Origin of the sequence: Pseudomonas sp. C8002, from assembly GCF_013385765.1 — a bacterium.
In the GTDB taxonomy this organism is placed as follows: Bacteria; Pseudomonadota; Gammaproteobacteria; order Pseudomonadales; family Pseudomonadaceae; genus Aquipseudomonas.
In genome coordinates this window covers 43,059-59,066 of record NZ_JACAPJ010000029.1, presented here as the reverse complement: position 1 = coordinate 59,066, position 16,008 = coordinate 43,059, and the positions used below count along the sequence as shown (strand labels likewise).

The window sequence follows — 16,008 nt, the reverse complement described above, 5'->3', positions numbered from 1 at the left end:
ATCCATGCCTGTTTCCGCTTCTGCTATTGCCGGCCTGACCCTGCTGGTATTGGGCGAAAGTCACATGAGCTTTCCTGATTCACTGCTCAACCCGCTGCAGGACAACCTCACCGCCCAGGGCGCCAAGGTTCACTCCATCGGCGCGTGCGGCGCCGGTGCAGCCGACTGGATCGTGCCGAAGAAAGTCGAGTGCGGTGCCGAGCGCCTGCCGGTTGGCAAGGCCGAGATTTTCGGCAAGAACGCCATGAGCACCACCCCGATCAAAGACCTGATCGCCAAGGACAAGCCGGACCTGGTGGTGATCATCATCGCCGACACCATGGCCTCGTACCCGGAGCCGCAGTTCCCGAAAGTCTGGGCCTGGAAAAGCGTGACTTCCCTGACCAAGGCCATCACCGAAACCGGCACCAAGTGTGTGTGGGTCGGGCCGGCGTGGGGCAAGGTCGGTTCGCAGTACAAGAAGGATGATGCGCGCACCAAGGTGATGTCGCAGTTCCTCGCCACCAACGTGGCGCCGTGCACCTACGTTGACTCGCTGACCTTCTCCAAGCCGGGCCAGTGGATCACCACCGACGGCCAGCACTTCACCATCGACGGCTACCAGAAGTGGGCCAAGGCGATCGGCGACTCCCTGGCGAAGTTGCCACCGGCCGCCGTGGGCAAAGGAGCGCAATAATGAAACGGATTACCCTGGGCCTGGCGACCTTGCTCGCCAGCGTCAGTGCCTACAGCGCCGACATCCCGCTTTACCCCACCGGCCCGGAGAAGGATTCGGCGTTCCTGCGCCTGGCCAACGGCACCGACGGCGAGCTGAAATTGCTGCCCCAGGGCTCCAAGGCCAGCCTGGTGTTGGGTGGCGACAAACTGGTGTCTGACTACCTGCCGGTGTCGGGCGGCAAGACCCCGATCAAGGGTGTGTTGAGCCAGGGCGGCAAGGATTCCGAGCTGGCCGTGACCGTCGCGCCGGGCGAGTTCGCCACCGTAGTGGCCGTGCCGGACGCCAAGGGCGGCACGCGCCAGTTGGTGATCCACGAACAGCCGGATGACTTCAACGCACTGAAGGCCTCGCTGGCCTTTATCAACGCCGACGCCGCCTGCGCCGACGCGAGCCTGGAAGCCGTGGCGCAAAAAGCCGAGCTGTTCAAGAAGGTCGCCGAAGGCGCGATTTCGCGCCGCATGATCAACCCGGTGGAACTGTCGGTGCAGCTCAAGTGCGCCAACGCGCCGGTGGGCCAGCCGCTGACCTTCACCCTCAAGGCCGGCGAACGCTACAGCGTGTTCGCACTGCCATCGGCCGCCGGTTCGAGGTTGCTGTTTACCTCCGACACGCTCGCTAACTGATCGGGCCCGACACCACCATGGTCTTTGCCTCACTGGAATTCCTCACGCTGTTCCTGCCGGCCTTCCTGTTGATTTATGCGCTGGCCCGTCCGGGCTGGCGCAACGTCATCCTGTTGATCGGCAGCTGGCTGTTCTACGGCTGGTTGAGCCCGCTGTTCCTGTTCCTGCACATGGTGTTGACCGTGGTGGCGTGGGTCGGCGGTTTGCTGGTGGACCGTTCCCGTGAAGACGGCAAGGGCCGGGTGCGGCTGTTGATCGCGTTGATCGTGTTCAACACCGCGGTGCTGTGTTGGTACAAGTACGCCAACATCGTCGCGGGCACCGTGAGTGAGGTAATCACCTGGTACGGCGCGATGCCGCTGGATTGGCAGCGCGTGGCGTTGCCGGCCGGGTTGTCGTTCATTGTGCTGCAGGCGATTTCGTACCTGGTGGATGTGCACCGGCACACCGTGCCGGTGGAGCGCAGCTTCATCAATTACGCGACCTATATCTCGATGTTCGGCCACTCGATTGCGGGCCCGATCATTCGTTATGACTGGGTGCGGCGCGAGCTGAACCAGCGTTATTTCAACTGGCCGAATTTCAGCCTTGGCGCCCGGCGTTTCATGATCGGCATGGGCATGAAAGTGCTGGTGGCCGACACCTTGTCGCCGTTGGTGGACATCGCCTTCCACCTGGAAAATCCGAGCCTGGTGGATGCCTGGATCGGCTGCCTGGCGTACTCGTTGCAACTGTTTTTCGACTTCGCCGGCTACAGTGCCATGGCCATCGGCCTGGGCTTGATGCTGGGCTTCCACTTCCCGGAAAACTTCAACCGGCCATACCTCGCCAGCAGCATCCAGGACTTCTGGCGGCGCTGGCATTTGTCGCTGTCCAGCTGGCTGCGGGACTACCTGTACATCGCCCTCGGCGGTAACCGCGATGGCGTATGGCGTACCTACCGCAACCTGTTCCTGACCATGGCGATTGCCGGGTTGTGGCATGGCGGCGACAGTTGGAACTACCTGTTGTGGGGTTCGGCCCACGGTATCGCGTTGTGCATTGACCGGGCGTGGTCGCGCTCGAGCCTGCCGAGCATTCCGCCGGTGCTGTCGCACATCTTGACGCTGCTGTTTGTGTGCCTGGCCTGGACGCTGTTCCGCGCACCGGACTTCCATTCGGCACTGACCATGTACGCCGGCCAATTCGGCATGCATGGCATGGCCTTGGGTGATGCGTTGGCCGTGGCCATGCGCCCGGCTCATGGCATGGCCGCGTTGCTCGGTTTGGTGTGCATCATCGCGCCGATCTGGCAGACCCGCTGCGAGCAGCGTTTTGGTACGCAGCCCTGGTTTGTGGTGGCCGCATCGCTGTGGCCGGTGGCCGGGTTTGTGTTGTCGTTCGCGCTGATTGCCAGCCGCGATGCCGTGCCGTTTCTCTACTTTCAGTTCTAAGGAAGCCTGACGATGCCCGCCCCTACCGCGCCGACCCCACCGAGTGAATTGGCCGTCCGCACCAGCCCCCTGGCGGGCTGGGTGTTGGTGCCTTTCCTGGCGGCGGGGCTGTTGTCTTGCGTCTGGCTGATGGTCAAGGGGCCGGTGAGTTTCCTGCCGCCCAAGGTCGACAGCGACATGCTGCTGCACGGTGAAGTGACCCATCGGTTTGCCAAGGAACTGTCCAAGGCACCGATGGCCATCGAAGCGGCAAACCTGGAGCGCGGCGCCAGTTGGCTGGCGTTCGGCGACACCGGGCCGCGGGTGCGCCAGGGGTGCCCGGGCTGGCTGTTTATCAGCGATGAACTGAAGCTCAACCGCCACGCCGAAGACAATGCGCGCACCAAGGCCGACGCGGTGATCGACCTGAAAAAGCAGCTAGGCCAGCGCGGTATTGATCTGCAAGTGATGGTGGTGCCGGATAAAACCCGTATCGCCGCTGCCCAGCGTTGCGGCTTGTATCGTCCGGCCGTGCTGGATGGTCGGATTCAGCAATGGAGCACGCTGTTGCAAGCGGCGGGCGTTGAAGTGCTGGATTTGACCGACACCCTGAAACCCCTCGGCCCGGACGCCTACCTGCGTACCGACACGCACTGGAGCGAAATCGGCTCGAATGCCGGCGCCCGCGCCGTGGCCCTGCGCATCCAGCAGCGCGGTATCCAGGCCACGCCGGAGCAAGCCTTCGACATTACCCAGGCACCGCTCGCACCGCGACCGGGTGACCTGGTGCGCCTGGCCGGTCTCGATTGGTTGCCGCCGAAGTTACAGCCGGTGGGCGAGCAGGTTGCGGCCAGCACCGCGCATGAGAATGGCCCGGCGGCGTCGAGTAACCCTGACGATTTGTTTGGTGACGCCGGCCTGCCGAACGTGGCGCTGATCGGTACCTCGTTTTCGCGCAATTCGAATTTCGTGGGTTTCCTGCAAAAAGCCCTGAACGCTCCGGTGGGTAACTTCAGCAAGGACGGCGGCGAATTTTCAGGCGCCGCCAAGGCTTATTTCGACAGCCCGGCGTTCAAGCAGACGCCGCCCAAGCTGCTGATCTGGGAGATCCCGGAGCGGGATTTGCAAACACCTTACGACCCGATAAAGATTAGTCAGTAAATTGACCATTTACCGCTCGTCTTAAAGATTTCTTCAGAAACACCAAAATAATGACACCTTCATTCCTTTGTCACAGAATGCGTACACAAAGGCGCCCACAAAAAGACCTGCGGTAAGCATCAGTACAGCTGACCTTTCACGTCTTTAAGATGCGTCGTGAGGGAGTGTTGGCGATGAGCCGTACCGATGATCTTTTTTCGTTGTTCGATAAGACGACTGCCAGTGATGTTCAAGGGATGGATTCGATGCTGCAGTTCTTCGAAGACATGCCGGTCGACGACAGTGCCAGCCTCAATATGGGCAGTGGCGCGTCGTTCTCCCGACATTCCCCTTGTGCCAACGAGCAGTCCCGCGAAGCCGCGAACATCCGGGCGAAGGTGGTAGCGCTGGTTTCGGTCAATGGCGGCGTCGGCCGCAGCACCCTGGCCACCGCGCTGAGCAGCGGTTTGCAGCGCCTGGGACAGCCAGTGGTGGCGCTGGACCTGGACCCGCAAAACGCGCTCTATCACCACTTCGGCCTGAGCCATACCTTGCCCGGCATCGGGCGCACCAGCCTGCACAACGAGCGCTGGAGCCAGATCCTTCATTCAGGCTTTGCCGGTTGCCAGGTGATCACGTTTGGCGAAACCGATATCCGTCAGCAGGAAGACCTCCAGCGCTGGCTGAAACAGGAGCCGCATTGGCTGGCGCAACATTTGTCGGCCCTGGGCTTGAGTGAGCAGGACACGGTGATCATCGACACCCCGGCGGGCAATAACGTCTACCTGCATCAGGCACTGAACGTGGCCGATGTGGTGCTGGTCATCGCCCAGGCGGATGCGGCCTCCCTTGGCACCCTGGAGCAGATGGAGCAGTTGCTGGCGCCACACCTTGATGATCGGCCGGCGCTGCGTTGCCACTTCGTGATCAACCAACTCGACGAGACCTCGGGCTTCAGCCTGGACATGGTCGAGGTGTTCAGGAAGCGCCTGGGTGACAGCCTGTTGGAGGTGGTGCATCGGGATCCGGCGATCAGCGAGGCCCTGGCTTTTGGCAGCGATCCGCTGGATAACCAAGCCGCAAGCATGGCCTGTGACGATATAAACGCGCTTTGCCGCCTGCTGGTTGCCCACTGAAAAGCCCGGGTTATGCCGCTAACCTCAGATGCTTATGCACAATCGGTTGGTTCGACCTGTCATCAAACCGCAATTTTGCGGAGCGGTTCTCATCACGCTGCAACTGCCTGTTTTGCGTGCGTTTTATTTTGTGAACAAAAAATGACCAGTCAGCATTTTGCCCCGCGAAGCTTGCCGGCAGGGCCTCTGCCAGAATTCCATCAACAGAGTTATCCACAGGGCACGCTGCGACAAAATGCCCTTTAATTGCGCTCGGCGAGCAGCATCAGGTTGCGCGGGGTGAGCGGTGTTTCGCAGAAGCTGCCGACTTGAACCCTGTAACCGTTTTCTTCGAGAAACAATGCCCGGTCCAGTACCAGCCACATTTCCAGCGGGCGCCGAAACAGACCACGCACTAATTCCAGGTTTCGCACCTGTGCCAAGCGCTGCCAGCCTTGGGCCTCCAGTGCCGACCAATGCTGTTCCCCTGTGGATAATCCCTTGAGGGCCGCCAGTTCGCGGCAGTAGTCGGCGAACGGCTTGGCCAGCCAACTCGCGGGCAGGGACGGAGTGGGCAGGTAAGCATCGCTCCCGCGCAGTTGCCGCTGAAGGACATCAAAACCCAGGCGCCTGGCCATCGACGTATCGCGCTGCTGACGCACCCGCGCGCCTGCGGTAACGGTTTCGCTCAGCGGCAGGCCGAGGTCTTCCACCGATAAATGCAGTGACGACGCCTGGGCGGCAATCGACAGCGGCTGGTACTGCTCGGCGCGGATGCGGTTGTAGCAGCAGGGCGCCACGGCCAACTGCTGGCAGCCGGCGGCGCTGGCCAGCCGGAGCAGGCGCACATGCAGGTCGCCGCAGGCGTGCAGTGCCACCGGGGTTTGGTCGCGGCTGATCTGTACGTCGGCCATCACATCTTGCAGGCGATGGGTGACGGGCAATTGATGGTGTTCGCTGAGGGCTTGCCCTGAGGCGATGAGGGCCGGGTCGTATTCCAGGCAGGTCAGTTGCTGCTCGGGTTGCAACAGGCGGCGGCCGAGGTGGCCCTTGCCGGCACACCAGTCGAGCCAGTGTTCGGGGGTTTGGCGAAATTGCAGCGCGGCGCCGAAGGCTTCGATCTGCTGCCATTTGCGGCCGGGTACATCGACGTTCAGGCGATGACGGGCGGCCGGTAGCGGGCGGGACGGTAAGTTATCCACAGCACTGAGATTCAGCGACTGCATGGCCAGCTCAGGGAAAGGCGCAGGCGCCGGCAGGTGGTGAGGCTGGTTATGGCTGCTTTCCGCTTCGGCCAGCGAGCGCTGGCGCAGCCAATGGGCCAGTTCGGGATGCTGGGTTTCCCACGGCAATTGCAGATGGGTAAAGGGCCGTGGTCGCCACAGCCCTTGATGTTCGGTGAGGAACGTATCCAGCGCCTGGAAGCGGGCGAGCAGGTGCTCACCCGTCAACAAGGCGTCAGCGGCCCTGGCAGGCATCGACCCGCAACCAGCGCTCCAGCAGCTTGAAGAAGCGCACCAAAACGTACGACATCAGCAGGTAGAACAACCCGGCAGCGAAGAAGATCTCCACCGGCAGGTAGGTGCGGGCAATGATTGTGCGGGCCATGCCGGTCAGTTCCAGCAGGGTCACGGTACTGGCCAGGGCGCTGGCCTTGAGCATCAGGATCACTTCGTTGCTGTAGGCCGGCAGGCCGATGCGCGCGGCACGCGGCAGGATGATGTAGAACAGCGCCTTGGGCCTGGACATGCCCAGCGCCCGCGCGGCTTCGATTTCACCCGGCGGGATGGCCTGGATCGCGCCACGCAGGATCTCGGCGATATAGGCGGCGGTGTGCAGGGTCATGGTGGCGGTGGCGCACCAGAACGGGTCCCGCAGGTACGGCCACATGAAGCTTTCACGCACGGCGTCGAACTGTGCCAGGCCGTAGTACACCAGGAACAGCTGCACCAGCAGCGGCGTGCCGCGGAAGAAGAAAATGTAGCAGTAGGGCAGGGTGCGCACGTACCACAGGCGTGACGAGCGGGCGATGCCCAGCGGGATTGCCAGCAGCAGGCCGGCGATCACGGCGATGGCCACCAGCTCCAGGGTCAGGGTTGCGCCCTGGGCCAGTTTCGGCAGCCATTTGATGATCACGGCCCAGTTCAGGCCCAGGTCGAAATGCGACAGCCAGCTGTAGTCGCCACTCATTGCGTGCTCCTCGCAAAGCCGCGCGCGGCACGTTTTTCCAGGAAGTGCATGCCGGTCATCGCCAGGACAGTGAGGCCCAGGTACATGAAGGCCGCGACCATAAAGAAGGTGAAGGGCTGCTTGGTGACGGTCACGCCGATCTGCGCGTGGCGCATGATTTCTTCAAGGCCGATCACCGAGACCAGCGCGGTGTCCTTCATCAGAATCATGAACAGGTTGCCCAGGCCCGGCAGCGCGATGCGCCACATCTGCGGCATGATCAAGCGGGTGAAGATCCGGACCTTCGACAAGCCCAGTGCGACACCGGCTTCACGGTGGCCCTTGGGAATGGCCAGGATCGCGCCGCGGAAGACTTCCGTGGCGTAGGCGCCAAAGCACAGGCCCAGGGCGATCACCCCGGCGGCGAAAGCGCTGAGGGAAAGGTCGGGGTTGCCGAAAAACTCCCCGAGGGAGCGCATCAGGTTGACCGTGCCGAAGTAGATCAGCAGGACCCACAGCAGTTCCGGGATGCCGCGAACCAGGGTGGAGTAGCTGCCGCCAAGCCATTGCAGCGGCTTGTACGGGGAAGTCTTGGCCAGGGCGCCGGCCAGCCCGAGCACCAGCCCGAGGCACAGGGCGGTGAGCGCCAGCTTGACGGTCATCAGCGCGCCGGCGGCGAGCGCCGGGCCGAATCCGTAGAGGTCGAAATTCATGGTTTAGTCGTTTCGCAAGGCAAAGCTCAGGACCGGCGCACTCAAGCGAGCACGCCGGGCAGGCCATTCAGGATCACTCGATACTGAAAGGGAAGTACTTGTCGTTGATCTTCTTGTAGGTGCCGTCGGCCTTGATTTCAGCCAGGGCTTTGTTCAAGCGCTCGCGCAGCGGGTCGCCTTTGCGTACGGCGATACCGATCTTGTCGCTCTCGACCACCGGGTCGCCCTTGAATTCGTAGGCGGAGCCGTCTTTGCTTTTCAGCCACTCGTACTGCACGTACTTGTCGGCGAGCATCCCGTCCAGGCGGCCGGAAGTCAGGTCGAGGTAGGCGTTTTCCTGGGTGTCGTAGAGCTTGGCGGTGGTGTCCGGCAGCTTGTCTTCCAGGTAGGTACCGGCCAGCGTTGCGCGCTGTGCACCGATGATCTTGCCCTTCAGGTAGTCCGCGTCGGTCTTGAAGTCTTTGTTGGCTTTGGGCGCGATGAACTGCAGCTTGTTGGAGTAGTACGGGTCGGTGAAGTCGACGGCCTGCTTGCGTTCATCGGTGATGGACAGCGAGGAGACCAGGAAGTCGAACTTCTTGGCATTCAGGGCCGGGATGATGCCGTCCCAGTCGGAGACATACACTTCGCACTTCTCGACTTTCATCTTGGCGCACAGGGCGTCGCCGATGTCCTTGTCGAAGCCGACGACGTTGCCGCTGGCATCTTTATTGTTGAACGGCGGGTAGGCCGCTTCGATCCCCATTTTCAAGGTTTCAGCCATCGCCGTGGCGCTGAACGCCATCGAAACAGCGGCGGCCAAGAGGAATTTTTTATAGTTCTGCATGCATGTTGCTCCGTTAGCGGTTGCTGGACATGAATTGTTTGCAGCGCGCCGAAAGCGGGTTTTCAAATACCTGCTGTGGCGATCCTTGCTCTTCGACCAGGCCCTGGTGCAGGAACACCACTTCACTGGACACCTGGCGGGCAAAGCCCATTTCATGGGTGACCAGCAGCATGGTGCGGCCTTCTTCGGCCAGGGCGCGGATCACATTAAGTACTTCCTGAACCATTTCCGGGTCAAGGGCCGATGTGGGCTCGTCGAACAGGATGACTTTGGGCTGCATGGCCAGGGTGCGTGCGATCGCGGCGCGTTGTTGCTGGCCGCCGGACAGTTGCGCGGGGTAGGCATGACGCTTGTCACTGATGCCAACCTTGGCCAGCAAGGCTTCGGCGATTTCAGTAGCTTCGGCCTTGCTCTGGCCGAGCACTCGGCGCGGGGCCTCGATGATGTTGTCGAGGACGCTCATGTGCGGCCACAGGTTAAAGTTTTGAAACACAAAACCGATTTCGCTGCGCAGGCGGTTGATCTGTTTGCCGTCGGCGGCCACCAGTTCGCCGTTTTTCGCAGCCTTGAGCTTGAGCTCTTCACCAGCCACCAGGATTTGCCCCTGGTGCGGGTTTTCCAGCAGGTTGATGCAGCGCAGGAACGTGGACTTGCCGGAACCGGAGGAACCCAGGATCGAGATCACATCGCCGTCGCGGGCGGTCAGCGAGATACCTTTAAGCACCTCCAGCTCACCATAGCGTTTATGCAAGTTGCGGATTTCAAGCGCGGGCGTGGCCTCAGCCATGTGCGGTCCTCATTGTGTTCATTGCGCTCCTGCTGTTGGCCCGCCTTCCTGGCGAGGCGCCAAGCTAGCATAGCGTCCGGATGACAGCCAACAGCCCTGCAGGCGGTAAACAGACGGTCTGCGGCAGGGTGTCGCATCGGCACAGCAGTGTGTCGCGCCATCAACAACCGAACAGCCGTTTGAACCAGTATTCCTACAGGTTTCGCGTAAAAAAGGGCGCGATGGTGCCAGCTTTGGCCGGGTGTTGGAAGGGTTAAACCGGCGAACGGTCCTTATCAGCCCTTTTATGGGGCGTCACGCACAAATTGTGTGTGTTTTTGGTGCGCTGATTCGTCTTTCAAGTGGGTCGCACAGTAACGCTATAGCGGAATGCCATTAGTGTCAGTGACTTACGAGAGCTATTGAGTTTCCCTACAGCCCGCGTCAATCGCGGCTCTGTAACATTTTGGCGCAAATCTTGCGTAAAAAATAAAGAACGCCCCGTTGGTTTCTTTTCACGAGAAAGACGCCAGACCGGGTGGACCGTATTCGCAATTCCTCGCAAAGGTGTGTCAATGAGTAGTACGCAAAGCTCCAATGACCTCGAACAGGGGCTCAAACCGCGTCACGTCACCATGCTGTCGATTGCCGGCGTTATCGGTGCCGGGTTGTTTGTGGGCTCCGGCCACGCGATTGCTGCGGCAGGCCCGGCCGTGCTGCTGGCTTATGCCGCCGCCGGTACGTTGGTGGTGTTGGTGATGCGCATGCTGGCCGAGATGGCCGTGGCATCGCCGGACACGGGTTCGTTCTCTACTTATGCCGACCGTGCGATCGGGCACTGGGCCGGTTTCACCATCGGCTGGTTGTACTGGTGGTTCTGGGTGCTGGTGATTCCGCTGGAAGCCAACGCTGCCGCGACCATCCTGCACGCCTGGTTCCCCGGCGTGGCGATCTGGGCCTTCACCCTGATCATTACCTTGCTGCTGACCGCGACCAACCTGTTCAGTGTGAAGAACTACGGCGAGTTCGAGTTCTGGTTTGCGCTGATCAAAGTGGTGGCGATCATCGGGTTTGTGATCCTCGGCATCCTGGCGATCTTCGGCTTCCTGCCGGGCAGTCAGGTCAGCGGCGTTTCGCACCTGTTCGACACCCAGGGCTTCCTGCCCAACGGCATGGGCGCGGTATTGGCGGCGATCCTGACCACCATGTTCTCGTTCATGGGCACCGAGATCGTGACCATCGCGGCCGCTGAATCGAAGAACCCGGGCCAGCAGATTTCCAAGGCCACCAACTCGGTGATCTGGCGGATCGGCTTGTTCTACCTGGTGTCGATCTTCATCGTCGTGGCCCTGGTGCCGTGGAATGATCCTGCGCTGGCAGCGGTCGGTTCCTACCAGACCGTGCTGGAACGCATGGGCATCCCGAATGCCAAGCTGATCGTTGACCTGGTGGTGCTGGTGGCCGTGACCAGTTGCCTGAACTCGGCGCTGTACACCGCTTCGCGCATGATGTTCTCCCTGGGCCGTCGCGGTGATGCACCGGCGGTGTCCAAGATCACCAACAAGAGCGGCACGCCTTACTGGGCGGTGTTGCTGTCTACCGGCGCGGCGTTCCTGGCGGTATTCGCCAACTACGTGGCACCGGCGGCGGTGTTTGAATTCCTGCTGGCCAGCTCCGGCGCCATCGCGCTGCTGGTGTACCTGGTGATCGCCGTGTCGCAACTGCGCATGCGCCAGAAACGCACGGAAGCGGGCGAGAAGATTGCCTTCAAGATGTGGCTGTTCCCGGGCCTGACGTATGCGGTGATCGTGTTCATCGTGGGCGTGCTGACGATCATGTTGTTCCAGGAAGCGCATCAGGTGGAGATCATTGCCACCGGGATCCTGAGCTTGCTGGTCGTTGCGGCGGGGCTGATGGTGTCGCGTCGGCGCAAGGGCCGGAAGGTTGGGGCTGCGGTGCTTAACTGACGGAGTGCTTTCGTCGCAATACCGTTGATCAAATGTGGGAGCGGGCTTGCTCGCGAATGCGGTGGATCAGTCGACATTTGAGCTGACTGACACGCTGCCTTCGCGAGCAAGCCCGCTCCCACATTTCGTTTTGTATCAGTCTTCGGAATTCACCAGCGCCTGTGACGCCGCGACGTAATCGGCCTGGAATTCCGGCGACTCAATCCACGCCAGCGCTGCCGCTTCATCCTCGGTATCCGTGGCCCACTGGCGATACTCGATCAGCGCCGCGAGGATAAAGTCCGTCGCTTCTTCTTCACCTTCCTGCTCCAGTACCACTGCCAGCAGCGGGTGCGCCAGGAACACGGCACACAGCGCCTGCTGGCTGGTTTCGCCAGCGGTGCGCATCTCCAGGAACAGCTCGGTCAAATCCACCGATTCAAGATCAATGCGGCTGTCATCGCCGGCAAAGGCATCCGGCTTGGTGGCGACGGCGCGTTGGGTGCGATTCTGCTTGGCCTTGGCTTTTGCCCGGTGGGCGCGTTTTTGCTGCTTGTTCGGCGAAGCCATGGGCTCACGTCCTTGGTGTCAGGATCTGGGGGTGGGGTATTGAAGCGCAGGTCTGGAGAAATCCCAAGGCTTTCTAGGTGCGATCCGTCACTTGGCGCCCCGGCGTGCCGTTGGCCAACTCTCCCCTTTGCAGCCAAGCCAATGCAATCGGCCACAACCGATCTTGATACTGGCTGCGAAAGAATGCGAAGTGTCCGACCTCTTTTTCGCCGATATCTTCAGGCGCGATTCGCAGATGCGTGCGCTCGCTGCCGTCGAAGTAACCCAGCAGGCGTTCGATTGCTGCGACGGTACCAAACGGATCGTCGGTAATGCTGATCGCCAATATCTGTGCCTTCACCCGCGAAAACGGCAACTCGGACAAGGCTCGCCCACTCGGACGTTTTTCATAACTCGGCGTCGGCGTACTCCAGTCGCGTACCACGCCCGCCGGGGTATCCTCCAGCCAGCCTATGCGCTTGCCCGGGAAGTAGCCAAAAACCGCTGTCACCAGCGGCATCACCACATGCCATTTGGCAAGCATCCGCCAGCGCCCGCTCGCCTCGTAGTCGCGCCAGTAGGCAAACTGCGCGCCTACCGTCACCAGGCGCCGAATCACCGCGCCGGAAGCCCCGAGTCCCGCCGCACATCCGCCAAAACTGTGCCCGACCACATCAATCGGTTGGCCGGGAAACTCCCGCTGGGCCCGCTGCAGGATCGCTTCGAAGTCCAGCACGCCCCAATCCGACCACGAGGCCTTGAACCCTTTCAGCGAGCCGCTGCGGGATTCGCCGATGCCGCGGTAGTCGTAGGTGATGACGTCGAAGCCATTGGCAAACAGGTAATCGGCAAACCGTGAGTAGTGACGGCAGCGTACGGAGGTGGCGGCGTTGATGATGACGACCGGGCGTTCAACGTCTGTGCGCGGATGGCGCCATGTGAAGCCGCCGATGGAATGCCCATCGGCTGTGGGCTCGCGGAATGCTTCGGCTTGAGGTCGGACTGGCAGGTTCATGAACAGGCTCGATCATTGCGCTTTCGATGGGGTGTCAAAGGCCCGTGCGCAGTTTTATGAGAAGTCGAAACTAACAAATTTCTGCTATGAAGACCCCGGGGATTTTTCTGAGGCTCGACCTGAGCGGCACAGATGCCTAGGCTTAGACCCTTTCGCCCACCAGAGCCGGCCCATGACCCGCGACACCCTCGAACAAAACCAGATCCCGATCTACTTCGCCAGCGTGGTGCTGGCTGCCGTTGTCGGCCTGCTGGCGCCCTCCATGGTTCAAGGTGTGGCTGCCCTGGTTACGCCCGCCATCGCCGTGCTGATGTACGCGATGTTCCTGCAAATCCCGTTTCTGGACCTGCGCCAGGGGCTGGGCAACAAACACTTCATGGCCGCGTTGCTGCTGGCCAACTTCATCCTGATTCCGCTGCTGGTGTGGGCGCTGACTCGGGGCCTGGTGGAACACCCGGCGATCCTGGTGGGTGCGTTGCTGGTGCTGTTGACGCCGTGCATCGACTACGTGGTGGTGTTTACCCATATCGGCAAGGGTGACTCGCGGTTGATGCTGGCGGCGACCCCGATTCTGTTGTTGCTGCAACTGCTGCTGTTGCCGGTCTACCTGGGGTTGATGCTGGGGGCGCAGTCGCAGGTGGCGGTTGCAGTGGGGCCGTTTGTCGAGGCCTTCCTGCTGCTGATCGTTGCCCCCATGATTCTGGCGGTGCTGACCACTTCCCTGTCCCGGCGCTCACCGGTCGTCAGTGCCTGGAACGATGCCTGGGCCTGGCTGCCCGTGCCGGCCATGGCGCTGGTGCTGATGGTGGTGATCGGTTCGCAGATCACCGCCGTGGTCCGCGATATCGGCCTGCTGGCGCCGGTGATCCCGGTGTATATCGGCTTCCTGTTGCTGGCCCCGCTGATGGGGGCGCTGGCTTCGCGCCTGTTCAAGCTATCGGCGCCCACGGCGCGGGCGGTCACCTTCAGCGCCTCCACGCGTAATTCCCTGGTGGTGCTGCCGCTGGCGCTGGCGTTGCCCGAAGAGATCCGTGGGCTCGCTGCTGCAGCGGTGATCACGCAAACCCTGGTGGAATTGGTAGGGGAGCTACTCTATATCCGCCTGCTGCCGCTGCTGGTCTGGCCCGCTCGTCGTTAGGCGGATGAATGTTTGATTCCGTTCAGGGCTTATTCAGGGTGGCGTTCGGCAACATGAGCCGGTTTACCCCACCTGACAGGCTGAATAATGGATCAACACAATCGCTTTCGAATGGAATCGCTGGGTATTTTCCTTATCGCCTTGCTGCTGTTCACCCTGGGCATCTGGGACCAGCAGCCACAGGGCTTCGACGGCCGCTGGGCCGTGTTCATGCAAGAGATGTTTCGCCACGGCGCGAGCCTGTTTCCTACCACCTACGGTGAGCCTTACCCGGACTATCCGGGCACCGCGACCTACCTCAGCTACCTCTTTGCCCGTTTATTCGGCGCGCCCAACGACCTGGCTAACGTGATGCCCACCGCCCTGGCGTCTGCCGGGGTCATGGCGCTGATCTATCGCTTGCTGGTGCCGTCGGGCCGGGCGTGGGCATTGCTGACGGTGCTGCTCACCGCATTGACTGCCCAGTTGCTGGAGAAGTCGCGCTCGGTGTGCCTGGACCAGATGATCTCGTTGTTGTGCCTGGGGTGTTTCTACCTGCTGCATACCGGTGAGCGCCTGGGCTCGCGGCTGCGCCAATATGCGATCTTTCCGTTGTTCGTGGTGGCGTTTGCCATTCGCGGGCCGCTGGGGTTGATCGAGGTGTGCGGGGTGGCCTGTGTCTACTGGGCGCTGGGCACCGCTCGTACGCGGCAAGAGCGGATTGCGCTGCTGAAAAAGGTGATTGCCCACGGAGTGGTCGGTTTGATCCTGCTGGCCGGCTGTTGGTGGGCGCTGTTGAAACTGGCACGGATCAGCGGTGGCGATGCTTTCGTCGATGATGTGCTGCGGATGCAATTCACCGGGCGCCTTGATGAAACCGGTGAGGCGTTCTACTTCTACTTCAAGCTGAGCCTGTACCGCTATTTCCCGGTGGTGCCGCTGGCCCTGGCGACGATGATTGCCCTGCGCCACAAATGGTCGGCCCGCCACGACGATGCCGATGTGCAGTTGATGCTGCGTTTGGCCGCCTGCGGCCTGATGATTTTGCTGGGCTTGTCGGTGCCGCACTTCAAGCGCGCCTACTACATCGTGCCCATGGTCCCGATGTTTGCCGCGGTGGCCGCCTATGGCTTGCTCCAGGCCCAGGGCTGGTTGCTCGGCGTGCGGCGTGGCTATGAGTGGCTGGTGGCGGTCCTGCCGGTGCTGGGCATTGTCGTGGTGTTTGTCTGTCGGCATCTGTGGCACAAGCACGGCTACTGGCCGGACGTTTCAGTGCCGGCGCTGGTGGGTGTGCTGATCGTGCTGCAACTCGCAGCCGTGATTGCCTGGCGCCGTTTGCAGGGCAATCTCGGCCAGCGCCTAGTGGTGCTCAGCGTGATTGCGCTGGCCACCCAATGGCTGGTGCTGGTGAAGGTTGTGGAGCCGGCCAAGGACCTGCAATTCGACACCAGGAACTTCGTAAGCGCGGTGGAAAAGCTGCGTGCCGATAATCCCGGGACCCTGGTGTTCGTCGATCTGGCCAAGGACACCTGGGCGATTCGCTACATCATGAACCTGGATCACGACGAGCAGCCGCTGTTCATCGGGCGCAACCAACCCTTGCTGGTGGATACGCTACCGCGCCCCGCCTGGGTGATTGTGGAGCGCAAGCAAACCGCATTGCTCAGCGGCACGCCGCTGGAACACATGGCGCCGGTGTTCAATGGGCGGTTGAATGACAACCCGCTGCTGGTGTTCCTGGTGAAGTGACTCAGTCGCCTTGACATCCTTGTCGGTGGTGACGCCGACGAGAGTGGCGATCACTGGGGAATTAAGGATGGATCAATGGGGTCGGAATGAGGTGTTGATAACCGGCACTTTGGATCGTCTTACTGTATGGTCGCCGCCTGGATGACCGGT

15 protein-coding genes are annotated in these 16,008 nt (G+C 61.6%); 8 read left to right on the top strand and 7 right to left on the bottom strand.

Features of this window, described 5'->3' with window-relative positions:
- Positions 1-4: 4 nt before the first annotated feature.
- From HX814_RS26195 to bcsQ, 5 genes are all read left to right on the top strand, one after another.
- On the top strand, positions 5-676 hold the full coding sequence (locus HX814_RS26195) for an SGNH/GDSL hydrolase family protein (RefSeq protein ID WP_003218072.1): 672 nt from the start codon (positions 5-7) through the stop codon (positions 674-676).
- The gene (locus HX814_RS26190) at positions 676-1,341 is read left to right on the top strand and encodes an alginate O-acetyltransferase AlgF (protein WP_003218071.1); all 666 of its coding nucleotides are present in this window, start codon (positions 676-678) and stop codon (positions 1,339-1,341) included. Before HX814_RS26195 ends, HX814_RS26190 begins: the two co-directional genes overlap by 1 nt.
- A 17-nt stretch (positions 1,342-1,358) precedes the next feature.
- Complete coding sequence (locus tag HX814_RS26185) at positions 1,359-2,774, top strand: MBOAT family protein (protein WP_003218070.1); 1,416 nt, start codon at positions 1,359-1,361, stop codon at positions 2,772-2,774.
- Positions 2,775-2,786: 12 nt separating this feature from the next.
- Positions 2,787-3,914: a cell division protein FtsQ gene (locus HX814_RS26180; RefSeq protein ID WP_008435708.1), complete on the top strand. Its 1,128-nt coding sequence runs from the start codon at positions 2,787-2,789 to the stop codon at positions 3,912-3,914.
- Between the two features lie 173 nt (positions 3,915-4,087).
- Entirely contained in the window at positions 4,088-5,029 is a 942-nt protein-coding gene (gene bcsQ, locus HX814_RS26175) for a cellulose biosynthesis protein BcsQ (protein WP_177009277.1), read from the top strand.
- Positions 5,030-5,271: 242 nt separating this feature from the next.
- On the opposite strand, the gene HX814_RS26170 is transcribed toward bcsQ, so the two are convergent.
- The 5 genes from HX814_RS26170 to HX814_RS26150 form a co-directional block, all read right to left on the bottom strand.
- The gene (locus HX814_RS26170) at positions 5,272-6,486 is read right to left on the bottom strand and encodes a methyltransferase (RefSeq protein ID WP_177009276.1); all 1,215 of its coding nucleotides are present in this window, start codon (positions 6,484-6,486) and stop codon (positions 5,272-5,274) included.
- Complete coding sequence (locus tag HX814_RS26165; protein WP_032899447.1) at positions 6,467-7,156, bottom strand: ABC transporter permease; 690 nt, start codon at positions 7,154-7,156, stop codon at positions 6,467-6,469. Before HX814_RS26165 ends, HX814_RS26170 begins: the two co-directional genes overlap by 20 nt.
- A 38-nt stretch (positions 7,157-7,194) precedes the next feature.
- Positions 7,195-7,890 (bottom strand): ABC transporter permease, encoded by a 696-nt coding sequence (locus HX814_RS26160; protein ID WP_003218063.1) that lies wholly within the window; start codon positions 7,888-7,890, stop codon positions 7,195-7,197.
- Positions 7,891-7,963: 73 nt separating this feature from the next.
- Positions 7,964-8,716: an ABC transporter substrate-binding protein gene (locus HX814_RS26155; protein WP_003218061.1), complete on the bottom strand. Its 753-nt coding sequence runs from the start codon at positions 8,714-8,716 to the stop codon at positions 7,964-7,966.
- A 13-nt stretch (positions 8,717-8,729) separates the two neighbouring features.
- Positions 8,730-9,503, bottom strand: coding sequence for an ABC transporter ATP-binding protein (locus tag HX814_RS26150; RefSeq protein ID WP_003218059.1), 774 nt, complete (start codon positions 9,501-9,503; stop codon positions 8,730-8,732).
- A gap of 554 nt (positions 9,504-10,057) precedes the next feature.
- Between HX814_RS26150 and gabP the strand changes: the two genes are divergently transcribed.
- Complete coding sequence (gene gabP, locus HX814_RS26145) at positions 10,058-11,449, top strand: GABA permease (protein WP_003218057.1); 1,392 nt, start codon at positions 10,058-10,060, stop codon at positions 11,447-11,449.
- 135 nt (positions 11,450-11,584) lie between these two features.
- Here gabP and HX814_RS26140 read toward each other — a convergent pair whose 3' ends face one another.
- Both HX814_RS26140 and HX814_RS26135 read right to left on the bottom strand, forming a co-directional pair.
- A complete protein-coding gene (locus HX814_RS26140; RefSeq protein ID WP_008435696.1) occupies positions 11,585-11,998 on the bottom strand; it encodes a hypothetical protein in 414 nt (137 codons plus the stop codon).
- Between the two features lie 73 nt (positions 11,999-12,071).
- Positions 12,072-12,992 carry an alpha/beta fold hydrolase gene (locus HX814_RS26135; RefSeq protein WP_177009275.1) on the bottom strand — a complete coding sequence of 307 codons (921 nt, stop codon included), beginning with the start codon at positions 12,990-12,992 and terminating at the stop codon, positions 12,072-12,074.
- A 172-nt stretch (positions 12,993-13,164) separates the two neighbouring features.
- Between HX814_RS26135 and HX814_RS26130 the strand changes: the two genes are divergently transcribed.
- Together HX814_RS26130 and HX814_RS26125 are read left to right on the top strand one after the other, a co-directional pair.
- On the top strand, positions 13,165-14,130 hold the full coding sequence (locus HX814_RS26130; protein WP_177009274.1) for an arsenic resistance protein: 966 nt from the start codon (positions 13,165-13,167) through the stop codon (positions 14,128-14,130).
- Positions 14,131-14,217: 87 nt separating this feature from the next.
- Positions 14,218-15,858 (top strand): glycosyltransferase family 39 protein, encoded by a 1,641-nt coding sequence (locus HX814_RS26125; RefSeq protein ID WP_032899441.1) that lies wholly within the window; start codon positions 14,218-14,220, stop codon positions 15,856-15,858.
- Positions 15,859-16,008 lie beyond the last annotated feature (150 nt).